The organism is Leucobacter faecis (assembly GCF_054456635.2).
In genome coordinates this window covers 55,729-72,132 of record NZ_JBTJEP020000020.1, presented here as the reverse complement: position 1 = coordinate 72,132, position 16,404 = coordinate 55,729, and the positions used below count along the sequence as shown (strand labels likewise).

General features: G+C 67.2%; 16 protein-coding genes. 4 read left to right on the top strand and 12 right to left on the bottom strand.

Annotation, left to right across the window (positions count from 1 at the left end; genetic code table 11):
- Positions 1–235: 235 nt before the first annotated feature.
- The 4 genes from ACXR2T_RS13620 to ACXR2T_RS13605 form a co-directional block, all read right to left on the bottom strand.
- Positions 236–904 carry a response regulator gene (locus ACXR2T_RS13620; RefSeq protein ID WP_458813364.1) on the bottom strand — a complete coding sequence of 223 codons (669 nt, stop codon included), beginning with the start codon at positions 902–904 and terminating at the stop codon, positions 236–238.
- Entirely contained in the window at positions 901–2,142 is a 1,242-nt protein-coding gene (locus ACXR2T_RS13615) for a sensor histidine kinase (protein ID WP_458813366.1), read from the bottom strand. The genes ACXR2T_RS13620 and ACXR2T_RS13615 overlap by 4 nt, the downstream gene beginning before the upstream one ends.
- Before the next feature lie 43 nt (positions 2,143–2,185).
- Positions 2,186–2,965 (bottom strand): ABC transporter permease, encoded by a 780-nt coding sequence (locus ACXR2T_RS13610; protein ID WP_458813486.1) that lies wholly within the window; start codon positions 2,963–2,965, stop codon positions 2,186–2,188.
- Positions 2,966–3,105: 140 nt separating this feature from the next.
- Complete coding sequence (locus ACXR2T_RS13605) at positions 3,106–4,116, bottom strand: ABC transporter ATP-binding protein (RefSeq protein WP_458813368.1); 1,011 nt, start codon at positions 4,114–4,116, stop codon at positions 3,106–3,108.
- Between the two features lie 671 nt (positions 4,117–4,787).
- Here ACXR2T_RS13605 and ACXR2T_RS13600 point away from each other — a divergent pair.
- On the top strand, positions 4,788–5,834 hold the full coding sequence (locus ACXR2T_RS13600) for a threonine aldolase family protein (protein WP_458838549.1): 1,047 nt from the start codon (positions 4,788–4,790) through the stop codon (positions 5,832–5,834).
- A gap of 60 nt (positions 5,835–5,894) precedes the next feature.
- Here the strand turns inward: ACXR2T_RS13600 and ACXR2T_RS13595 are convergent, their stop codons facing one another.
- Positions 5,895–6,383, bottom strand: coding sequence for a nucleoside deaminase (locus ACXR2T_RS13595; RefSeq protein WP_458813370.1), 489 nt, complete (start codon positions 6,381–6,383; stop codon positions 5,895–5,897).
- Between the two features lie 199 nt (positions 6,384–6,582).
- Between ACXR2T_RS13595 and ACXR2T_RS13590 the strand changes: the two genes are divergently transcribed.
- Positions 6,583–6,960 carry a hypothetical protein gene (locus tag ACXR2T_RS13590; protein ID WP_458813374.1) on the top strand — a complete coding sequence of 126 codons (378 nt, stop codon included), beginning with the start codon at positions 6,583–6,585 and terminating at the stop codon, positions 6,958–6,960.
- A gap of 80 nt (positions 6,961–7,040) precedes the next feature.
- On the opposite strand, the gene ACXR2T_RS13585 is transcribed toward ACXR2T_RS13590, so the two are convergent.
- The 6 genes from ACXR2T_RS13585 to ACXR2T_RS13560 all read right to left on the bottom strand — a co-directional run bounded on the left by ACXR2T_RS13585 (position 7,041) and on the right by ACXR2T_RS13560 (position 12,072).
- Complete coding sequence (locus ACXR2T_RS13585) at positions 7,041–7,184, bottom strand: antitoxin VbhA family protein (protein ID WP_458813376.1); 144 nt, start codon at positions 7,182–7,184, stop codon at positions 7,041–7,043.
- 362 nt (positions 7,185–7,546) lie between these two features.
- Complete coding sequence (locus tag ACXR2T_RS13580) at positions 7,547–7,843, bottom strand: helix-turn-helix domain-containing protein (RefSeq protein ID WP_458813377.1); 297 nt, start codon at positions 7,841–7,843, stop codon at positions 7,547–7,549.
- 111 nt (positions 7,844–7,954) lie between these two features.
- The gene (locus ACXR2T_RS13575) at positions 7,955–8,296 is read right to left on the bottom strand and encodes a YciI family protein (RefSeq protein ID WP_458838511.1); all 342 of its coding nucleotides are present in this window, start codon (positions 8,294–8,296) and stop codon (positions 7,955–7,957) included.
- A gap of 445 nt (positions 8,297–8,741) precedes the next feature.
- Complete coding sequence (locus ACXR2T_RS13570) at positions 8,742–10,010, bottom strand: alpha/beta hydrolase (protein WP_458838550.1); 1,269 nt, start codon at positions 10,008–10,010, stop codon at positions 8,742–8,744.
- A gap of 189 nt (positions 10,011–10,199) precedes the next feature.
- A complete protein-coding gene (locus ACXR2T_RS13565) occupies positions 10,200–11,399 on the bottom strand; it encodes a benzoate/H(+) symporter BenE family transporter (protein ID WP_458838512.1) in 1,200 nt (399 codons plus the stop codon).
- Entirely contained in the window at positions 11,392–12,072 is a 681-nt protein-coding gene (locus ACXR2T_RS13560) for a TetR/AcrR family transcriptional regulator (protein WP_458838513.1), read from the bottom strand. The genes ACXR2T_RS13565 and ACXR2T_RS13560 overlap by 8 nt, the downstream gene beginning before the upstream one ends.
- A gap of 130 nt (positions 12,073–12,202) precedes the next feature.
- On the opposite strand from ACXR2T_RS13560, the gene ACXR2T_RS13555 reads away from it, so the two are divergent.
- Both ACXR2T_RS13555 and ACXR2T_RS13550 read left to right on the top strand, forming a co-directional pair.
- Positions 12,203–13,387 carry an MFS transporter gene (locus tag ACXR2T_RS13555; protein WP_458838514.1) on the top strand — a complete coding sequence of 395 codons (1,185 nt, stop codon included), beginning with the start codon at positions 12,203–12,205 and terminating at the stop codon, positions 13,385–13,387.
- Positions 13,388–13,468: 81 nt separating this feature from the next.
- A complete protein-coding gene (locus tag ACXR2T_RS13550) occupies positions 13,469–15,133 on the top strand; it encodes an amidohydrolase (RefSeq protein ID WP_458838515.1) in 1,665 nt (554 codons plus the stop codon).
- Between the two features lie 116 nt (positions 15,134–15,249).
- Here ACXR2T_RS13550 and ACXR2T_RS13545 read toward each other — a convergent pair whose 3' ends face one another.
- Positions 15,250–16,386, bottom strand: coding sequence for a type I restriction endonuclease (locus tag ACXR2T_RS13545; protein WP_458838516.1), 1,137 nt, complete (start codon positions 16,384–16,386; stop codon positions 15,250–15,252).
- Between the last annotated feature and the right edge of the window lie 18 nt (positions 16,387–16,404).

Genomic DNA, 16,404 nt, shown 5'->3' with positions numbered 1-16,404 from the left:
TCCGCCTAGATCCGGCCCCACATCCGCTGCACCAAAGATCGATGCCTCCGGCGAATAGGTGTGTTGCAGCCTGGCAACGGGGGCGTGCGGCCAAAAGTGGGTGTTATCGGCCCTGATAACACCCACTTTTGGCCGCACGATGTCTTGGCGCACGCAGCGCTCAGCACACGCACCGCTCAGCGCTCAGCACACGCACCGCTCAGCGGTCAGCACACGCAGAGACCGCCTAGCGTGCTCAGTCACCGCGCGGGTCGGGCAGCAGCCGGAGTTCGAGCGCGCGCATCACGGCGCGAGTGCGATCCTGCACACCCAGCTTCTCGAACACGTGCAGCAAGTGCGTCTTCACGGTTGACTCGCCAATCACGAGCCGCCGCGCGATCGCCGGGTTGCTGAGCCCCTCGGCCACGAGCCCCAAGATCTGGGTCTCGCGCGGTGTCAGGCTGGGGGCGGTGTCCGCTCCGGCTCCCAGCCCCCACCCACCCGCGCCCGTAGCTCGGGCCACCAGTTGTGCGGCGACCCGGGGCGCAAGCACCGTCTGCCCCGCCGCTACCGCGCGCACGCCCGCCGCCAACTCTTCGGCGGGGCCCGCCTTCACCAGGTATCCGCTCGCGCCCGCCTCGATGGCCGCGAGAATCTGGTCGTCATCTTCGTACGTGGTGAACACGAGCACGCGCGGCGGCCGCGCCTGCCCCTCGGTGATGCGTCGAGTCGCTTCAACGCCGCCCATGCCGGGCATGCGCAGGTCCATCAGCACCACGTCGGGCCGCGCCACCGCCGCGAGCTCGAGCGCCTCCTCCCCTGAGGCTGCCTCTCCCACGACTTCAAAATCGGGTTCGGTTTCGAGCAACCCCGACACCCCCGCGCGCACCACGGGGTGGTCGTCGACCACCATGATCCGGATCATGCCGCGCCTTCTCCGCGTCGCAGCAGCACTTCGAGCCGCGCGCCGCCGCGGTCTCCCGGGCCAAACGACACCTCACCGCCGGCCTCGCGCACGCGCTGGGCGAGGCCGCTGAGCCCGAAACCTGCGGGGGCGAGGGCGGCCTGCGCCGGGCCTACGCCGTTATCGGTGATGAGCAAGCGGGTGTCTCCGTTCGGTGAGTGGGTGAGCGTGACCTCGACGCGGGTGGCGCGGGCGTGTTTGCGGGCGTTCGCGAGCCCCTCCTGGGTGGCGCGCAGCAGCACGACCTGCAGCTCGCGGCTGAGCATCGCCGAGCCGGCGAGCGTGCACACGATGTCGAGCCCCGTGTCGGCGGCCATGCGCAGGGCAACCCGCTCGATGGCGGCTTCGAGCCCGCCGTCGCCGAGCGGCTGCGTGGTCGCTACGATGGCGCGCGCCTCAATCACGGCCTCCCGGGCGGCCAACTCGACCCGCTCGAGGCGATCGCGGGTGCGGTCGGTGTCACCCGAGTCGAGCGCGCGGGTGGCCTGCTCGCTGAGCATGACGAGGCCTGCGAGGGTCTGCGTGAGCGTGTCGTGCAGCTCGCGCGACAGCCGTTCGCGCTCCTGTGCCGCGCCCGCCTCAGTCGACAGCCGGGCCACGTCGCGCTGTGATGCGCGCAGCTCTGCCGCGATGGCCCGGTAGCGCTCTGACTGGTCGAAGATGCGCGAGATCCAGGTGCCAAGAATCACCGCAAATCCAAACGAGAGGCCTGCAATCACGAGTGCAGTCCACACGGGATACTCAATGCCCGCCCGCGCATATGCGACGCTCGAGCCCGCGCCAATGGCGGCGGCGAGCGCCGCGCTCCAGGCGACGGCCGTGCGGTACCGGGGCACGATCACCCAGGCCATGGGGTGGGCGAGCGCCTGCAGCGTGGCGTAGCTCGGTTCGACGAGCGTGGCGACCCCGAGCGTTACGACGAGCAGCACGAGAAAGACGCGGCTGCGGGTGGGGGTGTGAGTGGCGTCTGCGTCGCGCATTCCGCGCAGCAGCGCCGCGCGGCCCAGCACCACGTAGAGCAGCGCGAAGACGGCGAGCACGCCGAGGTTGAGGGCGAGGCGACCGCCTGCGCCGCTGCCCGCGTCTGCCCAGTCGATGGCGCCCGCGCCGCCCGGCACGCACAACAGCAGCGTGAGCGCGGTGACACCCACGTCCCACCATCGCAGTGGTGTGCGCGAGAGCGGCGCGGCAGAGGTCATGGGTTTACTCTCTCACGGCGGTGCCGCGCAAGACCGTCGCCGCTCACGACCGGCGCACCCACCTGAACGTGATGAGGCTCAGCACGAGCCCCGCGACGAGCCAGCCCGCGAGGTTCAGCGCGACGAGCCCCAGGTCCCAGCCACCCGACTGTTCAGCCGCGGCGAAGTGCTCGGGCAGAAACACGCTGCGCATGCCCTGCGCGAGCCACTTCAGCGGAAACAGTGAGGCCACGTCTTGCAGCCATACTGGCAGCATCGAGAATTGCAGGTAGACGCCCGACACAAACTGCAGCAGCAGCACGATGGGTAGCACGACGGCGGTGGCGCTACGCGAGGTGCGCGGCAGCGCCGACAGCGCGACCCCCAGCAGGGTCATCGTGGCGATGCCGAGCACAAACAGCCACGCAAACCGCAGCCACAGCGCCGGGTCGCTTGGCAGCTCGACCCCCAGCGCAAACACGGCGAACGCGAACAGCAGGGCGACCTGCGCGATCGAGGTGGCGAGAATCATGCCCGCCTTACCCAGAAAGTACGAGACCGGCGACATCGACGTGCCTCCCAGCCTCCGCAGCCACCCTTCGCTGCGTTCGCGCGCGATATCGATCGCGAGGTTCTGCACCCCCGACAGCAGCAGCGCGGCGGCCACCATGCCCGGCAGGTAGTACCCCGCCATCGTGACGCCGCCGGTGCCGTCGGGCTTCGCGCCGATCTCGCCCGCCGATTCAAACGCGACGCCAAAAATGCCCAGCATCAAGATCGGAAACAAGAAGGTGAAGAACACCGTGTCCGTCGTACGAAAGTAGGCGCGCAGCTCCATGCGCATCGCGGCGGCCCCGGCCCGCCAGATGCCCACGGGTTTAGGGGCGACGGCGGTGTGCGATCCGGATCGAGCCCAGCCGTGTGCACCCACCGCCGTGGGCGAGGTGGGCCTTGACTTGGGTGGCGCAGCAGCGGAGTGCGTGTTCATCGTGTGGCCTCAGCCTTCTTCTTGCTGGTGTGCGGTGCAGTGGTGCGCGTGGCCACGACGGTCGCGGCGGAGGTTGCGGACTCTTGGGGTGCGTCGTGCACGATGCGGTCCTCGGCGATCAGGCCAAGGTAGATGTCTTCGAGTGAGGGCCTACGCACTGCGAGTTCGGTGGGTTCGACGTTCTCGCCGCTCTCGCCGTTCTCGCGGAGCGCGCTGAGCTGGCGCACGAGCGCGGCGGGTGCCTCGGTGCGCTCCTCCCGCAGCTCCCCCTTGGCGTCTCGCCAGCGCACGATCGGCACACGGGCTTCGGCCCCGCCGAGGAGCGCCGGGGGTGCTTCGGCCACTATCTGGCCGCCGGTGAGCACGCCGACGCGGTCTGCGAGCTGCGCGGCCTCGTCGAGGTAATGCGTGGTGAGCAAGATCGAGACGCCCTCGGCGCTGAGCCCCTGCAGCATGCTCCAGAACTGGCGGCGAGCCTCGGGGTCGAATCCGGTCGTCGGCTCGTCGAGAAACAGCAGTTCGGGGTTGCCGACGATGCCGAGGGCAACGTCGAGGCGGCGCTGCTGGCCGCCCGAGAGCTTGTTGGCGCGCTTGCCCGCCTGGGCGGTGAGCCCGACGAGATCGAGCACCTCGTCGGTGGGGCGCGGGCGAGGCGAAAGCGCCGCAAAGTGGTTTACGAGTTCGCGGGGCGTGTAGGGGCCGAGGTCGCCCGTGGTCTGCGCAACGATGCCGATGCGTGAGCGCCAGCCGCGCGGCGCGTTCAGCGGTTGCTCGCCGAGCACCTGCACGGTGCCCGCGTCGGGGCGACGCAGGCCCTCGAGCGTCTCGATCGCTGTGCTCTTGCCCGCGCCGTTGGGGCCGAGCAGGGCGTACGTTTCGCCGCGCGCGATGTCGAGATCGAGCCCCGCGAGCACCTGCTGCGCGCCGTAGCGTTTCGTGAGCCCGCGCACGCTCACGGCGAGGCTGGCGGGGTCAGGTGGCCCCACGACTTCTTCTTGAATGCTCATGCTCTAATCTTTTCGTTCGCCGCGCGGGCGCGGTAGGGGTCTGGCGGCTGATCTTCGTATCCACCGGTCGGTGGATGGCTTCGCGCGGCAGCGCCCGCGGCAGCGCCCGCGGCAGCGCCCGCGGCAGCGCCCACGGCAGGTTATACACAGTTATCCACAACCGTGAGGAAAGCTGTGGGCAACTTTGTGAAGGGCGCGCCCGGGCAGCTTTGCGAAGCACCCAACTTCGTTGATTTCATGCGGCAAAACGAGGGCCAATAATTCCCACAAGTGTTGAATCACACGCGTGTAATTATCCACAGGCGCCTCGATTCACCGCCCCAAACGCCGCTCTTTTGCCCCGTTCGGGTCGATGTGTAGCCGACTTTTACACACACCCAGCAACCGGCAAAGTTATCCCCATCCCCATTTCGAGAACTACACGGATGTAATTACTCACAGCTGGGGATAAATGTGTGGGTAAGTTGTGAAAAGTGAGTGAGCACACCGGGCGCGGCGGGCATTTCACAGGCACCAGCGCGCCAATTCGAGATTTTCCACGGATTGTGGACGAATCCACAACACTTACTAACAGGTGGATAACTCCTGTGGATAACTTCGGGGATAGACCCGTGGATAGATCCACAGCCCTGTGCACAACCGGCTGCCCGTAGGCTTATCCTGTGACTTCGATGAACTCCAGCAGCGCAGCTTCCACTTCATTCGCCTCAGACAACTGGGCGGGCGTGCACCCAGAGGTGCTCGACGCCCTTGCCCGCGCGGGCACAGGTCACGAGCCCGCCTACGGCGGCGACTCCCAGACCGCTCACTTTCACGCGCTCGCTAAACAGATCTTCGGTACCCCGGCCGAGGCGTTCCCCGTGCTCAATGGCACGGGTGCAAACGTGCTCGCACTGCAGGCGGTGCTGCCGCGCTGGGGTGCCGTGATCTGTGCCCGCTCTTCACACATCAACTGCGACGAAACGGGCGCCCCCGAGAAGACGGGCGGGCTGAAGCTGCTCACGGTCGATGCCCCCGACGGCAAGCTCACCCCCGAGCTCGTTGCGCACGAAGCGTGGGGCTGGGGTAACGAGCACCGGGCCGAGCCCCTCGCCGTCTCCATCTCACAGGTCACCGAGCTGGGCACCTGCTACGCGCCCGCCGAGATTCGGGCGCTCGCCGATCAAGCGCACGAGCACGGCATGCTGTTGCACGTCGACGGCTCGAGGCTCGCCAACGCGGCCGCGCACCAGGGTGCGACCCTCGCCGAGCTCACCACCGATGCGGGCGCCGACATCGTGAGTCTCGGTGGCACGAAGAACGGCCTGATGGGAGCCGAGGCGGTCGTCGTGCTGCGGCCCGGCAGCGCGCCCGGCATGCCCTACCTGCGCAAGCTGAATCTGCAGCTCGCGTCGAAGATGCGCTTCACCTCGGCCCAGCTGAACGCGCTCTACGACGGCGATCTGTGGCTGCGCTCGGCGCGCCACGCGAACGCGATGGCCGCCCGGCTCGCGGCCGGCATTGAGCTGCTGGCGCGCACTGATTCCGCGATCCGGATCGCGCATCCAGTTGAGTCGAACGCCGTTTTTGTGCGCTTGCCACAGGAGCGCGCTGCGCGCGCGCAGGCGCAGTACCGGTTTGGCCAGTGGCCCACCGAGCCGGGCCTGTACCGCTTGATGTGCGCGTTCGACACGACCGAGGCCGACGTCGACGGCCTGCTCGCCGCGCTCGCCGGCTAGGGCAGTTAGGACTAGCAGCTGGCGGCTCGGTTGGCCGTCGAGTTCGGGGCGCGCATCACGTTAGCTCGCGAGATCGTCAACATCGACGCCGATGTCCTCGGCCCAAACCTCGGGGCGCTCGCTGAGCATGCGCTGCATGAGGGCGATGCAGGTCTCGTCGTCGGCGATGACGAGTTCGACGCGGTGGCTTGCGAGCCATCCCTCAGACACCTGAAAGCTTCGGTTCTCGCCGATCACAATGCGCGGAATGTCATAGAGCACGGCCGCTCCCGCGCACATGGTGCAGGGGGACAGTGTCGTATAGAGCGTGCATTCGCGATACACACTCGCAGGGAGGCGCCCCGCGTTTTCAAGGCAATCGGTCTCGCCGTGCCGAATCGCGCTCCCCATCTGTACGCGCTGATTACGCCCCACCGCGAGCACTCTGTCGCCGTGTTTGCTGTGGTGCACCAACGCGGCACCGATGGGCACGCCGCCCTCGTTCCAGCCGAGTTCGGCCTCCTCGACGGCGAGGCCCAGATACTTTGCGTCATTGCTGCTGAGCTGCATACGAGGATCGTACCCCAGGGGCTTGCGCTCCCAGACTTCACCGCACGTATACTCCCCGCTACAGGCAAGAATTCAATCGCCCAGATTGGGTGTTGAGCAAAAGCAAGTCAACGTTGGGTCGCCACAACGAGATTGATGATCTCACTGCGCGTAAGTTCTTCGATCAGTTTGCAGCCGAGTTTGGAAAGGGGTGGTGGCGGTGAGTCACTTCACAGTTCACGCGGAGCGTTCGGGCAAATGGTGGGTGCTTCAAGCCGACGAAGCGCCGGGCGCGATCACACAGGTTCGACGGCTCAGCGAGGCCGACGAGATTATCGAAGCGATCTCATTTGTGACCGAGTTGCCCGAGCACGAAATCACGATATCTGTCGTACCGGTGCTCCCTGTCGCAGTAGAAGCGCAGCTGAGTGAGGCTTCACGGCTGCGCGAGATCGCAAAGCAGTCGCAGTCGGCCGCGGCTGCGGCCGCGCGAGCGGCGGCCCGGCAGCTGCATGAAGAGTTCCACATGAGTGTGCGCGAGATCGGCGAGGTGCTGGGAGTGTCTTATCAGCGCGCGCACCAGCTCACTCGGGCCTAGTCTGCACAGCGCTGCCCAAGCGCTGAAACACCCGCTCCAACCGGACTCACTACCTTCATGCTCGCAAGGCCGCAAATTGGTCAAGACATCCCGTAACGCTCACGCACTCGTTGGCCCAGCTGATCGATATCGATCTCGCCACGAACGTAGGCATCTTGGTCGAGACGGGTCTCGTCTGTGCTCCGTGACCCCTCAAGCTCAGATGACCGCCGGGCGTCTACCACTGCACGCAACCGTCGCTGTTCAGCGCTAAGTTTCGACGTACCCAATCATGCCTCCCGTCTCCATCAATTTTACCGCGATGAGATCGCAGGAGCTCTGCGGCGGTGCAGGGTGTCGTCCAGAGCAGCTCGGGCTGCTTGAGGCGACCAGTGTGAAGCAATCTGCTCGCGCACGATGAAGGGTGTAGCCGGGCAGGTTAGACGACTCAGCGAGAGCGGCAAGATCGTCGAGGCGATCTCGGCGTGATGTTGGAAGCCTCCTATTCAGCGCACCAGTTCATGAAGGCATAGTCCGCGCATCACGAACGGGAGCCAGGGCTGAGTAGACACCCGCGCCCGCGCTGCGGCCCTGTTCTGAATCGGTGCTAGCTTCGCCGCTTGTCAGCCCGTTGGAGGGCCAGCGCCCGGCCGGAGTCCGTGTTGAAGGGGTCGGCACCCGACACAAAGTGGTCGGCGAACCCGAGTGCCGTGATCACCGACATGAGCGAGTCCAATTTGGGTGACCCCGTTCCCTGCTCGATGGCGCGCAGGGTTTCACGCGTTACGTGGGCGCGACGAGCCAGCTCTGAAGCACTCATGCCCTGTAACTTGCGCCAGGCCTGCACGTTTTCACCCAGCGTCACGAGCCGCCGCTGGCGAGCAGGCGAAGTTCGACCCACCACGTTGCACCTTCATCGTAGATGGCATCTATAGCTAGCAGTTTAACCTGCTATTGGCGCATATAGATAGCATCTCTCACCTTGCAGTGCGACCCTTTCGCGTTCACGGCCAGGCTAGGGCCGCTGCGCGCCCGCCAAACATTCGCGCACCTCAACGTTGACGCCCAATTCACTTGCGATACGGCCCGCCAGCTCGTGGGCACGATCGAGCGTGCCCACGCGCACCGCCCACACCCGCGTTACCCCGGTGACACCGCCCGACCAGGCCGAGCCGTCGGGGCCGACCACGCGCGATCGGTCGCCCGGCCCCAGCACCTCACTCCACTCGAGCTCAGACGTCGCCGAGAGCTCATCGTCGAGCTTCGCCGCAAACGCGATGTCACCTTCAATGCGTGCGGCGCCACGCGCCGCGTCCTCCTCGGGCGGGGCACCCTGAACCAGTAGCAAGTAGCGCATCACGCACTCCATTCTTTAAACGTCTCGGCGCGACGTCGGCGGCGCGCCCTCGACGCCTCCATCGTGGCACGAACGCCGGCGCAGGTCGAGAGCGCGGAGCATTGCGGGGCACGAGTGTGCTGGATTCTGCGACTCGCAAGCTCGCGCAGAATGACGGGTGTGGCAGCGGGCGCAGAATGACGGGGTGGGAGTGACGGGGACGACGGGGTGGGAGTGACGGGGTGGGAGTGACGGGGGACGACGGGGTGGGAGTGACGGGGTGGGAGTGACGGGGGACGACGAGTCGGTATCGAAATGACGAGCCTGCATGATAAATACGTCATTTCGATACCGACTCGTCATTTCGATACCGACTCGTCATTTCGATACTGTCTCGTCGCATCGATACCGAACGTCACGCACGGGCCTGCGGGGTGGGACCGCCTGAGAGAAGGCTACCGGCGCGCTATTGGCCGACCGCTTCGCGCGCGCCAGCCACTAGCCGGTCGATCGTCTGCTGCGCACTGGCTGTCGCCTCGGGCGACTCTGTCGGGCGGTTGAGGTATCCGTGCACGGTGCCGGCCTGCGTGTATTCGACCACGCGCACCCCGGCGACCGCGAGCTGTTCGGCAAACTGTTCTCCCGATGCGCGCAGGTCGTCAAACTCGGCGTTCACAATCACTGTCGGCGGTAGAAGCGCGAGCCGCTCGGGCCCAATTTCACCCACGACCAGCGGCGATACTCCACCAGCGCCACCACCCACGCCAGCACCAACGCCACCAACGCCACCAACGCCACCAACGCCACCAACACCAACACCAACACCATCACCCGGCTCCTCGCCCAAATGGGTGGCGTACATCGCGGCGATGCGATCCGGAGCAAATCGCAGCCCCTCAGCGAGCCCCGCCGTCGCCTCGGCCAGCGCGGCATCGGGGCGCTGCACGCGGTGCAGCGTGGGGTACTCGAGCAGCAGGGCGACCGCGGCCGCCCCATCGCCCGCGCGCGCAGCCTCGGCCCGGTCGAGCGCGGCGAGGGCCGCGAGGTGCGCGCCCGCGCTCGCGCCGCCGATCACGAGCGGGGCCCGCTCGGTGCGCTCGGCCCAGCGGGCGACCGCGGCGACGTCGTTCGCGGGCGCCGGAGCCTTCACCGTGTCGCTCGCGAGCACGTAATCGACCGAGTAGACGCGCATGCCCGCGGCCGCGAACTGCCGCGCGGCCCAATCGGCCTCGGGCATATCGAGGCCGCCGCGCACGAACGATCCGCCGTGGGCCCACACGAGCGTCGCCCACGGTTCTGCCGCTTCCCCGGGCGTCGCGGGGGCTGGGTCGTAGCGCCGCACCGCGATCTCGGCCGACCCTGCGCGGTTGATCCTGCCGCCGGCACGCTGCTCGCTGGCGGCACTGCTGCGGCTGCCGGGGCTGCTCGCGCTGTGCTCACTGGCCTGGGCCGCTCTTGCGGCGGTGGGCGAGCTGCCGTTCGCTCCGGATCGCGGCTCGCCGCCGCCAGCTCGCGCCGCGGGCCCCGGCACGGTGAGGTCGGTCACGGTGACGTCGGTCACGGTTGTGCCATCGGTGTCGGGGCTCTGGTGCCCGGCCCCAGCCCCGGCCCCGGCAGACGCAGACGCAGACGCAGCGCCGCTCGCCCGAGCGTCGCCGCGCCACAGCACCGCGACGAGGCAGGCGGCGAGCGCCGCGCACGTCAGAATCACGCCGATGAGAGCTCCGCGTCGCATAGTCACACCCCGAGTGTATGCGGGCACAGGCGCCCACGAGGGCCTGCCCTCGCACGCGTGGGGCCACGAGTGGTGGTTATGAGGGCTCATAACCACCACCTGCGGCCCCGAGAGAGGCAAAACATGACCGCGATCGTGTGGCTGACCGAGTTATGAGGGGCCGACTGCAGAAACTCTGCGGCAGCAGCCCTATTGGCGCGACCTCTTCTTGATCGCAGTGCGCGGTGCGAGCAACGCGGCCAGCACAATGCCGGCCACGAGTGCCCAGAACGCCGAGCTGAGACCGCCAGCGCTGACTCCCGATGCTGCGACCGCGAGCGTGACCGCGGCTGGCAACCTGAGCGCCGGGTCGGCCATGGCGCTCGTGCACGCCGCAGCGAAGGTCGCAAACAGTGCGATGCCCGCGACCGTCTGCACGATCTCTGCGGGGGCAGCGAGCACGGCGGTCACGAGGCCCGCGCTCAACGCTCCCAGCACGAGATAGCTCACACCCGCGGCGACGCCGGCCACCCACCGTCGCTCTTTGGGCCCGGCCTCGGGGCCCGCGGCGAGCGCGGCGCTGATCGCGGCGAGGTTGACCGCGTGCCCACCAAACGGGGCGCTCACGATCGAGGCGACGCCGGTGACCGTGAGGGCGGGCCGCCAGGGCACGGTGTACCCGAGGCCCGACATGACGGCGACACCGGGAATGTTCTGTGACGCCATCGTCACGATGTACAGCGGCAACGCCACACCGGTGAGCGCCTGCAGTGTCACCGTGGGGGTGGTCCACTCGATGTGCGGAATGAGCGTGCTGGCCGCGGGCACCGCCCCCGCGACGTTGAGGCTCACCGCGATCGCCACCATCCCGACCGCGAGCGCCACCGGCACCGCCCACTTGGGGCTCACCCGCGTCATCACGAGCCAGGTCACCACGATGGGCGCGACGGGCAGCGGGTTTGTTACGAGGGCCGTCACCGGGGCGATACACAACGGCAGCAGGATCCCCGCGAGCATCGCCTGCGCGAGGGGCACCGGGATCCGCTGCACGAGCCGGGCGAGCCCCGGCCACAACCCAGTGATGGTGAGCAGCACGCCGCAGGCGATGAACGCGCCGATCGCGGCGGGCCAGCCCCCGGTGACGAGGCCCGTCGTCATGAGCAGCGCGGCGCCGGGGGTCGACCAGGCTGAGGTGATGGGCATGCGGTAACGCCAAGACAGCAGGATGCTCGCGGCGCCCATCGTGACGGTGACGGCGAGCAGCCCCGACGCGGCCTGCGAGGGGGTAGCGCCGACCGATTGCAGCCCGCTGAGCACCACCGCGAAGGCGGCTGTGAAGGCCACCAGGCTGCACACGATCCCCGCGGCTACCGGCGTCCAGAGCGGGGCACGTACGCGCACGTCAGCCACGCGGCTCCCGCGACCCACTCGCCCCACGCGCCCCGCTCGCTCCACGCGCTCCCGCAGGCCCGCTCCCTGCGCCCGCCCGAACACCGGCGAGCAACAGGTCGAGCCCCCGGTCGAACACGCGCCGGTTGCGCACGCGACCCACAGGGTGGGCGGGCAGCAGCTCGGCAAGCTTGCCGCCCGTCTCGCCCGGCCGCAGGATCTCGTCGGGCGAGAGCGCGTCGAGCGCGGCACCAAACGTGAACGCGTCAATTACTTCGATGGTCGTAAGAATCTCGTCATCGGGCACCCCGGCCTCACCGAGCGCATCGGTGAGCACCGAGTAAAACCGCAGCACATCGGGCTCGTCGATCACCACGGTGAGCATGAGCTGCAGCACCCGCGGGTGATCGGCGTACATGCGCCAGGTGAGTTCGACCTCGCTCCGGATCCGCGCCTCCCAGTCATCCCCCGCCGCACCGGCGGGCGCGGCAGGGATGTACTCGGGCACGAGCACCTGACGCATGGCCTGAATTACGCCGTCGCGCCCGGCCACGTGGTGGTAGAGCGACGAGACGCTCACACCGAGTCGCTTCGCGAGGGGCACGAGCTGCAGGTCATTGCCCGCTTCGACGTAGTCAATCGCGGCGCGACCGATGATCTCTGGGCTGAGCTTGGTGGTGCGGGGGCGTGCCACTGATCCTCCTTGACTGGGCGTCTACTTGACAGATCTTCCCACAGGGGGCACGATAAACACGATTAACCGAAAGTGTTTCGGTTAATGCGCCACCCCACCCACCGCCGACGACGCCGGAATCGAGACCCCCATGACTGACCCCCGCTTACGCCTCACCCTAAGAAACGGCAGCGCCACCTTCATCGTGGCGCTCGCGAGCCTCATGATGGCAAACCTCGCGCCCCACATTCTGACCGCGCTTAGCGGGCTCGGCTTCGACCCAATCGCGGGCGGCAACGTGCTCACGTGGGCGCTGCTCGCCTCGGCCGTTGTGGGGCTCGCAAGCTCACGTCTCGCCTCAGGCGCGCGCCGCCGCCCACTCGCGGCCGCGGGCCTCGTCATCGCCGTCGTGGCGTTTGGTGCGGGCGCGGCCATCGCCACCCCGGCGGTCGCGGCGGTCGCGCTGATCGCGGGCGGAGCGGGTGTTGGCACCGCCATCTCCACCTCGGGCGCGGCCATCGCCGCCCTGCGCAACCCCAACCGGGTCGCGGCGGCGAGCGGGCTCACCAACCGCGTGCTCATCACGATCGTGCTCGCGATCATTCCGCTCGTGGGCATCACGCAGTTGAGCGTGTTCACCACACTGGCACTCATCTCACTCGCGGGCCTCGCCCTCGTCGCCTGGCTGCCGAACTCCCCCGAGCACGCCGCCCCCGTCGACGTGACGAGCTCCCTCAAGATCGCGGCCCCGCGCCGCATCACCATCGCGGGCGTCGGCGTGCTCGTCGTGTTCGCGCTGTGGGGTACGAGCGAAGACGCGATCTGGACGATGGCTCCCGTGCTCGGCGACGCGGTCGGCTTAGGCGAGAAGCCCCTCGGTTTCACGCTCAGCCTCGCGGCTGCCGGCGGAATCCTCGGCATGCTGCTCGTCACCGTCGCGGGTGACCGCATCGGCCGCGCCCTGCCGCTCGCGATCGCGCTCGCCCTCGGCGGCGGCGTGAAGATCGCGATCGGTCTCACCGCCGATCCCGTCGTGCTCGCGGCCCTGATCATCGCGGTCAATGCGATCTATGCGTTCGCGTTCTCGCTGTTCATCGCGACCGCCGCGGGTCTCGACGCGCGCGGCCGCTGGTCGGGCCCCCTGCTGGGCGCCTACCTCGTCGGCTCTAGCTTCGCGCCGCTCATCGGCAGCGTGTTCATCGCGTGGCTCGGCGTGCCCCTGTTCACGCTGCTCATGGGCCTCGTGAGCTTCGCCGCCATCGCACCCACCGTCGCGATCGCGCGGGTCTCGGTCGGGGCAGAGCGCGCCCTGGCGCGCTACCCGCAGATGGCGTAAGCGGCAGATCCGGATCTTTCATCGCGGCCACAAACCGGCCCGATAGCCTCAAACCACACCACACTCAGAAAGCGAGCCCTCATGAGCCTCGAGAACGCAGCAGCAACGGCGACGATTTACACGAACGCGACGGTGTTTACCGGCGAGGCGGCGCACGCCCCACGCGAGTGCGTGGCCGTGCAGGGCGGGCTTGTGCTCGCCGCGGGCGACCTGGCGTCGGTGCGCAGCGTGGCAGGTCCCCGGGCGACCGAGGTCGACCTGGGCGGCGCGCTCGTGACGCCGGGCATCATCGAGGGGCACGCGCACATGATGATGCTGGGCGAGGCGCTGTCGAAGGTGCAGCTGCGCGATGCTGGCACGCTTGCCGAGGTGCAGCGCCGGCTCGCCGAGCGGCGCGCTGCCCAGCCCGATGGGCAGATCGTGACCGGCACGAGCTGGATGTTCGACCTGTTTGCCGAGGGCGAGCAGCCGACCGCGGCCGTGATTGACGAGGTCGTGTCAGACGTGCCCGTGCTGCTTGACGCGAACGACCTGCACTCGGCGTGGGTGAACACGGCCGCGCTTGAGGCGATGGGGATTACGCGCGAGACTCCCGACCCGGTGGGCGGCGAGATCGTGCGCGACGAGCACGGTGACGCGACCGGGTTCTTGATCGAAACCGCGGCCGTGAAGTACGCGTGGGGTTACCTCGAGCAGGTCGCGACCGACGCAGACCGCGACCGGTTCTTGGCGGCCGCGTTCGACGCCTACCTCGAAACCGGGGTGACGGGCGCGACCGAGATGGCCTTTGGGCCCGCAGACCTCGCCGCCTACCGCCGCATTCTTGACCGCGACGGGCGCCTGCCGTTTCCCGTGAACGCGCACTGGCTGCTCACCGCGACGGGCTCACTCGAGCAAGACCTAGCGCAGATCGAAGAGGTCGTGCGGGTACGCGACGAGGTTGCCGCCGATTTTGGTGATGAGTGGCTGCGCATCGTAGGCGTGAAGTTTATTCTCGACGGCGTGATCGACGCCTGCACCGCGTCAATGCGCGACCCGTTTGTGAACGGCGCACTGCCCCGGCCGATCTGGGAGCGTTCGTTTGCTCTGCCCGTGGCTGTTGCAGCCGATGCGGCGGGGCTGCAGCTCGCGCTGCACGCGATCGGCGACGAGGCGAGCACGATCGCGCTCGACATGGTTGAAGAGTGCATGCGCGTGAACGGCGTGGGGGGCGCGTTTGCGGCGCGCCGGCCGCGCGTCGAGCACCTCGAGTACGTCGCCGACGACACGATCGCGCGCATGGCCGCGCTGGGCGTTACGGCGTCGATGCAGCCGGTGCACTGCGACCCCGCCGTGCTCGATAACTGGAAGGCGGTGCTTGGTGCACCGCGGGCGTCTGAGGGCTTCCCTTGGCACAAGATGCGCGCGGCGGGCATTCCGATCGCGCTCGGCACCGACGCGCCGACCGCCCCGCACTTCGCCCCCGACAACCTGTTCATCGCGCTGACCGGGCGCTCTGCACTGGACACGTCGCGGGCGGCGTACGCGCCCTCACGAGTCTTCACGCCGGCCGAAGCGCTTGCGGCGTTCACGTCTGGGGCGGCCTACGCCTCGCGCGTCGAAACCTCGGTGGGCCGCCTGGCCCCGGGCTACCGCGCAAACCTCGTGGTGTGGGGCGCGCACGCGCTTTCTGCACCCCCCGCCGCGTTGCTGGGTTCACGATCGGTGCTGACGCTGGTGGACGGGAGCGTGGCGTTCGAGGGGTAGTGGTTGGTGGTAGTGCGTTGCTTGCCGGGTGCGCACAACGCTCAGGCTGCTGGGTGGCCCTGCCACCCAGCAGATACGCCGCTCACCACAGCACCCGGTCAGTGGGTTTAGCGAAGTCACTCGTAGTAGTGAACCGAAGCCCTGAGGTGCTCTGCGAAGTTGTAGATGTCTTCGGGGCGGTCGATTGGGTGGCGCGTCTCCACTTTGTCTTCATCGAATAGCCCGATGTATTTCTGCCCGGCGTTAAACCAGAGACGTGCAAGAGGTTTTCTGTTGTTATCGTCAAGCAGAATGCCGAAATAGCTCTTGGTATCTCGCTGAGCGATCCGTGCTGGAGACACCTCACTACACACGATCGCCCGAACAATTTGGAACCCTTCGAGCTCTTCGAGCGTCGTCTCGATCCCGTCCTTAACATCTGCGGTCACGGCAGACGCTTCTGCTACGTGCTCGCTGGCTTCGGGCGAAGTCACGGAGCCGTTATCTGGGACCGATGTTTGCCCGCCCAAAGCTGCTTTCAAACGGTCGTTGACCCGATCATTCAAGAACTGACGTGTGGCCTTGGTTACAAGACCGGAGAACTGGTCTCGTACCTTTTGCGTGAATGATCCCTCATACACTCGGGTCGTCAAGAACTTAACCCACTCGGCATCCGGTTCTGCGAACTGGGCAGCCAACACCCGCTTCAGGCCACCAACATACTTCAGCTCTTCCGCTGCACTGATCACTGAGTCAAGGTCGAACTCGTCCTTGCTGAGCTTGCGCAATTCAGGAACTGACACTGGATCTAGGTCAGATACCTGCACCATGAGAAATGGCTTCTCATCCATCTTGTTTGGCGCATCGAGGTCTGTATAGAAGTGATAGTCATCACCGTTCGTCAAAATGGCAATACGTGCGTTCGTGGCCGAAAAATAGCGAAACAGCTGCGACGCATGTTTGATGTTGAGCGGTGCACCCACATGCTTGCACTCGATTAGGATCTGCACATCGCTGTCCTTGACGATCGCGTAGTCGACTTTCTCGCCCTTTTTGGTGCCCACGTCTGCAGTGAACTCCGGTACGACCTCGTTTGGGTTGAACACGTCGTACCCCAAGATCAAGGAAATGAAAGGCATCACGAACGCGTTCTTCGTAGCTTCTTCCGTCTCAATCGACGCGCGCTGCTGCTCAATCTTTGCGCCGAGGCTCGACAAACGTTCTGCAATCTCAACCGACACACAAACTCCTATGTTTGAACTGGCTAAAGCCATTCGAGTCTATATGTGTTG

Coding starts and splice junctions, on each gene's coding strand:
- ACXR2T_RS13620 (WP_458813364.1), bottom strand. CDS start 904: ATGATCCGGATCATGGTGGTCGACGACCACCCCGTGGTGCGCGCGGGG.
- ACXR2T_RS13615 (WP_458813366.1), bottom strand. CDS start 2,142: ATGACCTCTGCCGCGCCGCTCTCGCGCACACCACTGCGATGGTGGGAC.
- ACXR2T_RS13610 (WP_458813486.1), bottom strand. CDS start 2,965: ATGCGCATGGAGCTGCGCGCCTACTTTCGTACGACGGACACGGTGTTC.
- ACXR2T_RS13605 (WP_458813368.1), bottom strand. CDS start 4,116: ATGAGCATTCAAGAAGAAGTCGTGGGGCCACCTGACCCCGCCAGCCTC.
- ACXR2T_RS13600 (WP_458838549.1), top strand. CDS start 4,788: ATGAACTCCAGCAGCGCAGCTTCCACTTCATTCGCCTCAGACAACTGG.
- ACXR2T_RS13595 (WP_458813370.1), bottom strand. CDS start 6,383: ATGCAGCTCAGCAGCAATGACGCAAAGTATCTGGGCCTCGCCGTCGAG.
- ACXR2T_RS13575 (WP_458838511.1), bottom strand. CDS start 8,296: ATGCGCTACTTGCTACTGGTTCAGGGTGCCCCGCCCGAGGAGGACGCG.
- ACXR2T_RS13570 (WP_458838550.1), bottom strand. CDS start 10,010: ATGCGACGCGGAGCTCTCATCGGCGTGATTCTGACGTGCGCGGCGCTC.
- ACXR2T_RS13555 (WP_458838514.1), top strand. CDS start 12,203: ATGACTGACCCCCGCTTACGCCTCACCCTAAGAAACGGCAGCGCCACC.
- ACXR2T_RS13550 (WP_458838515.1), top strand. CDS start 13,469: ATGAGCCTCGAGAACGCAGCAGCAACGGCGACGATTTACACGAACGCG.
- ACXR2T_RS13545 (WP_458838516.1), bottom strand. CDS start 16,386: ATGGCTTTAGCCAGTTCAAACATAGGAGTTTGTGTGTCGGTTGAGATT.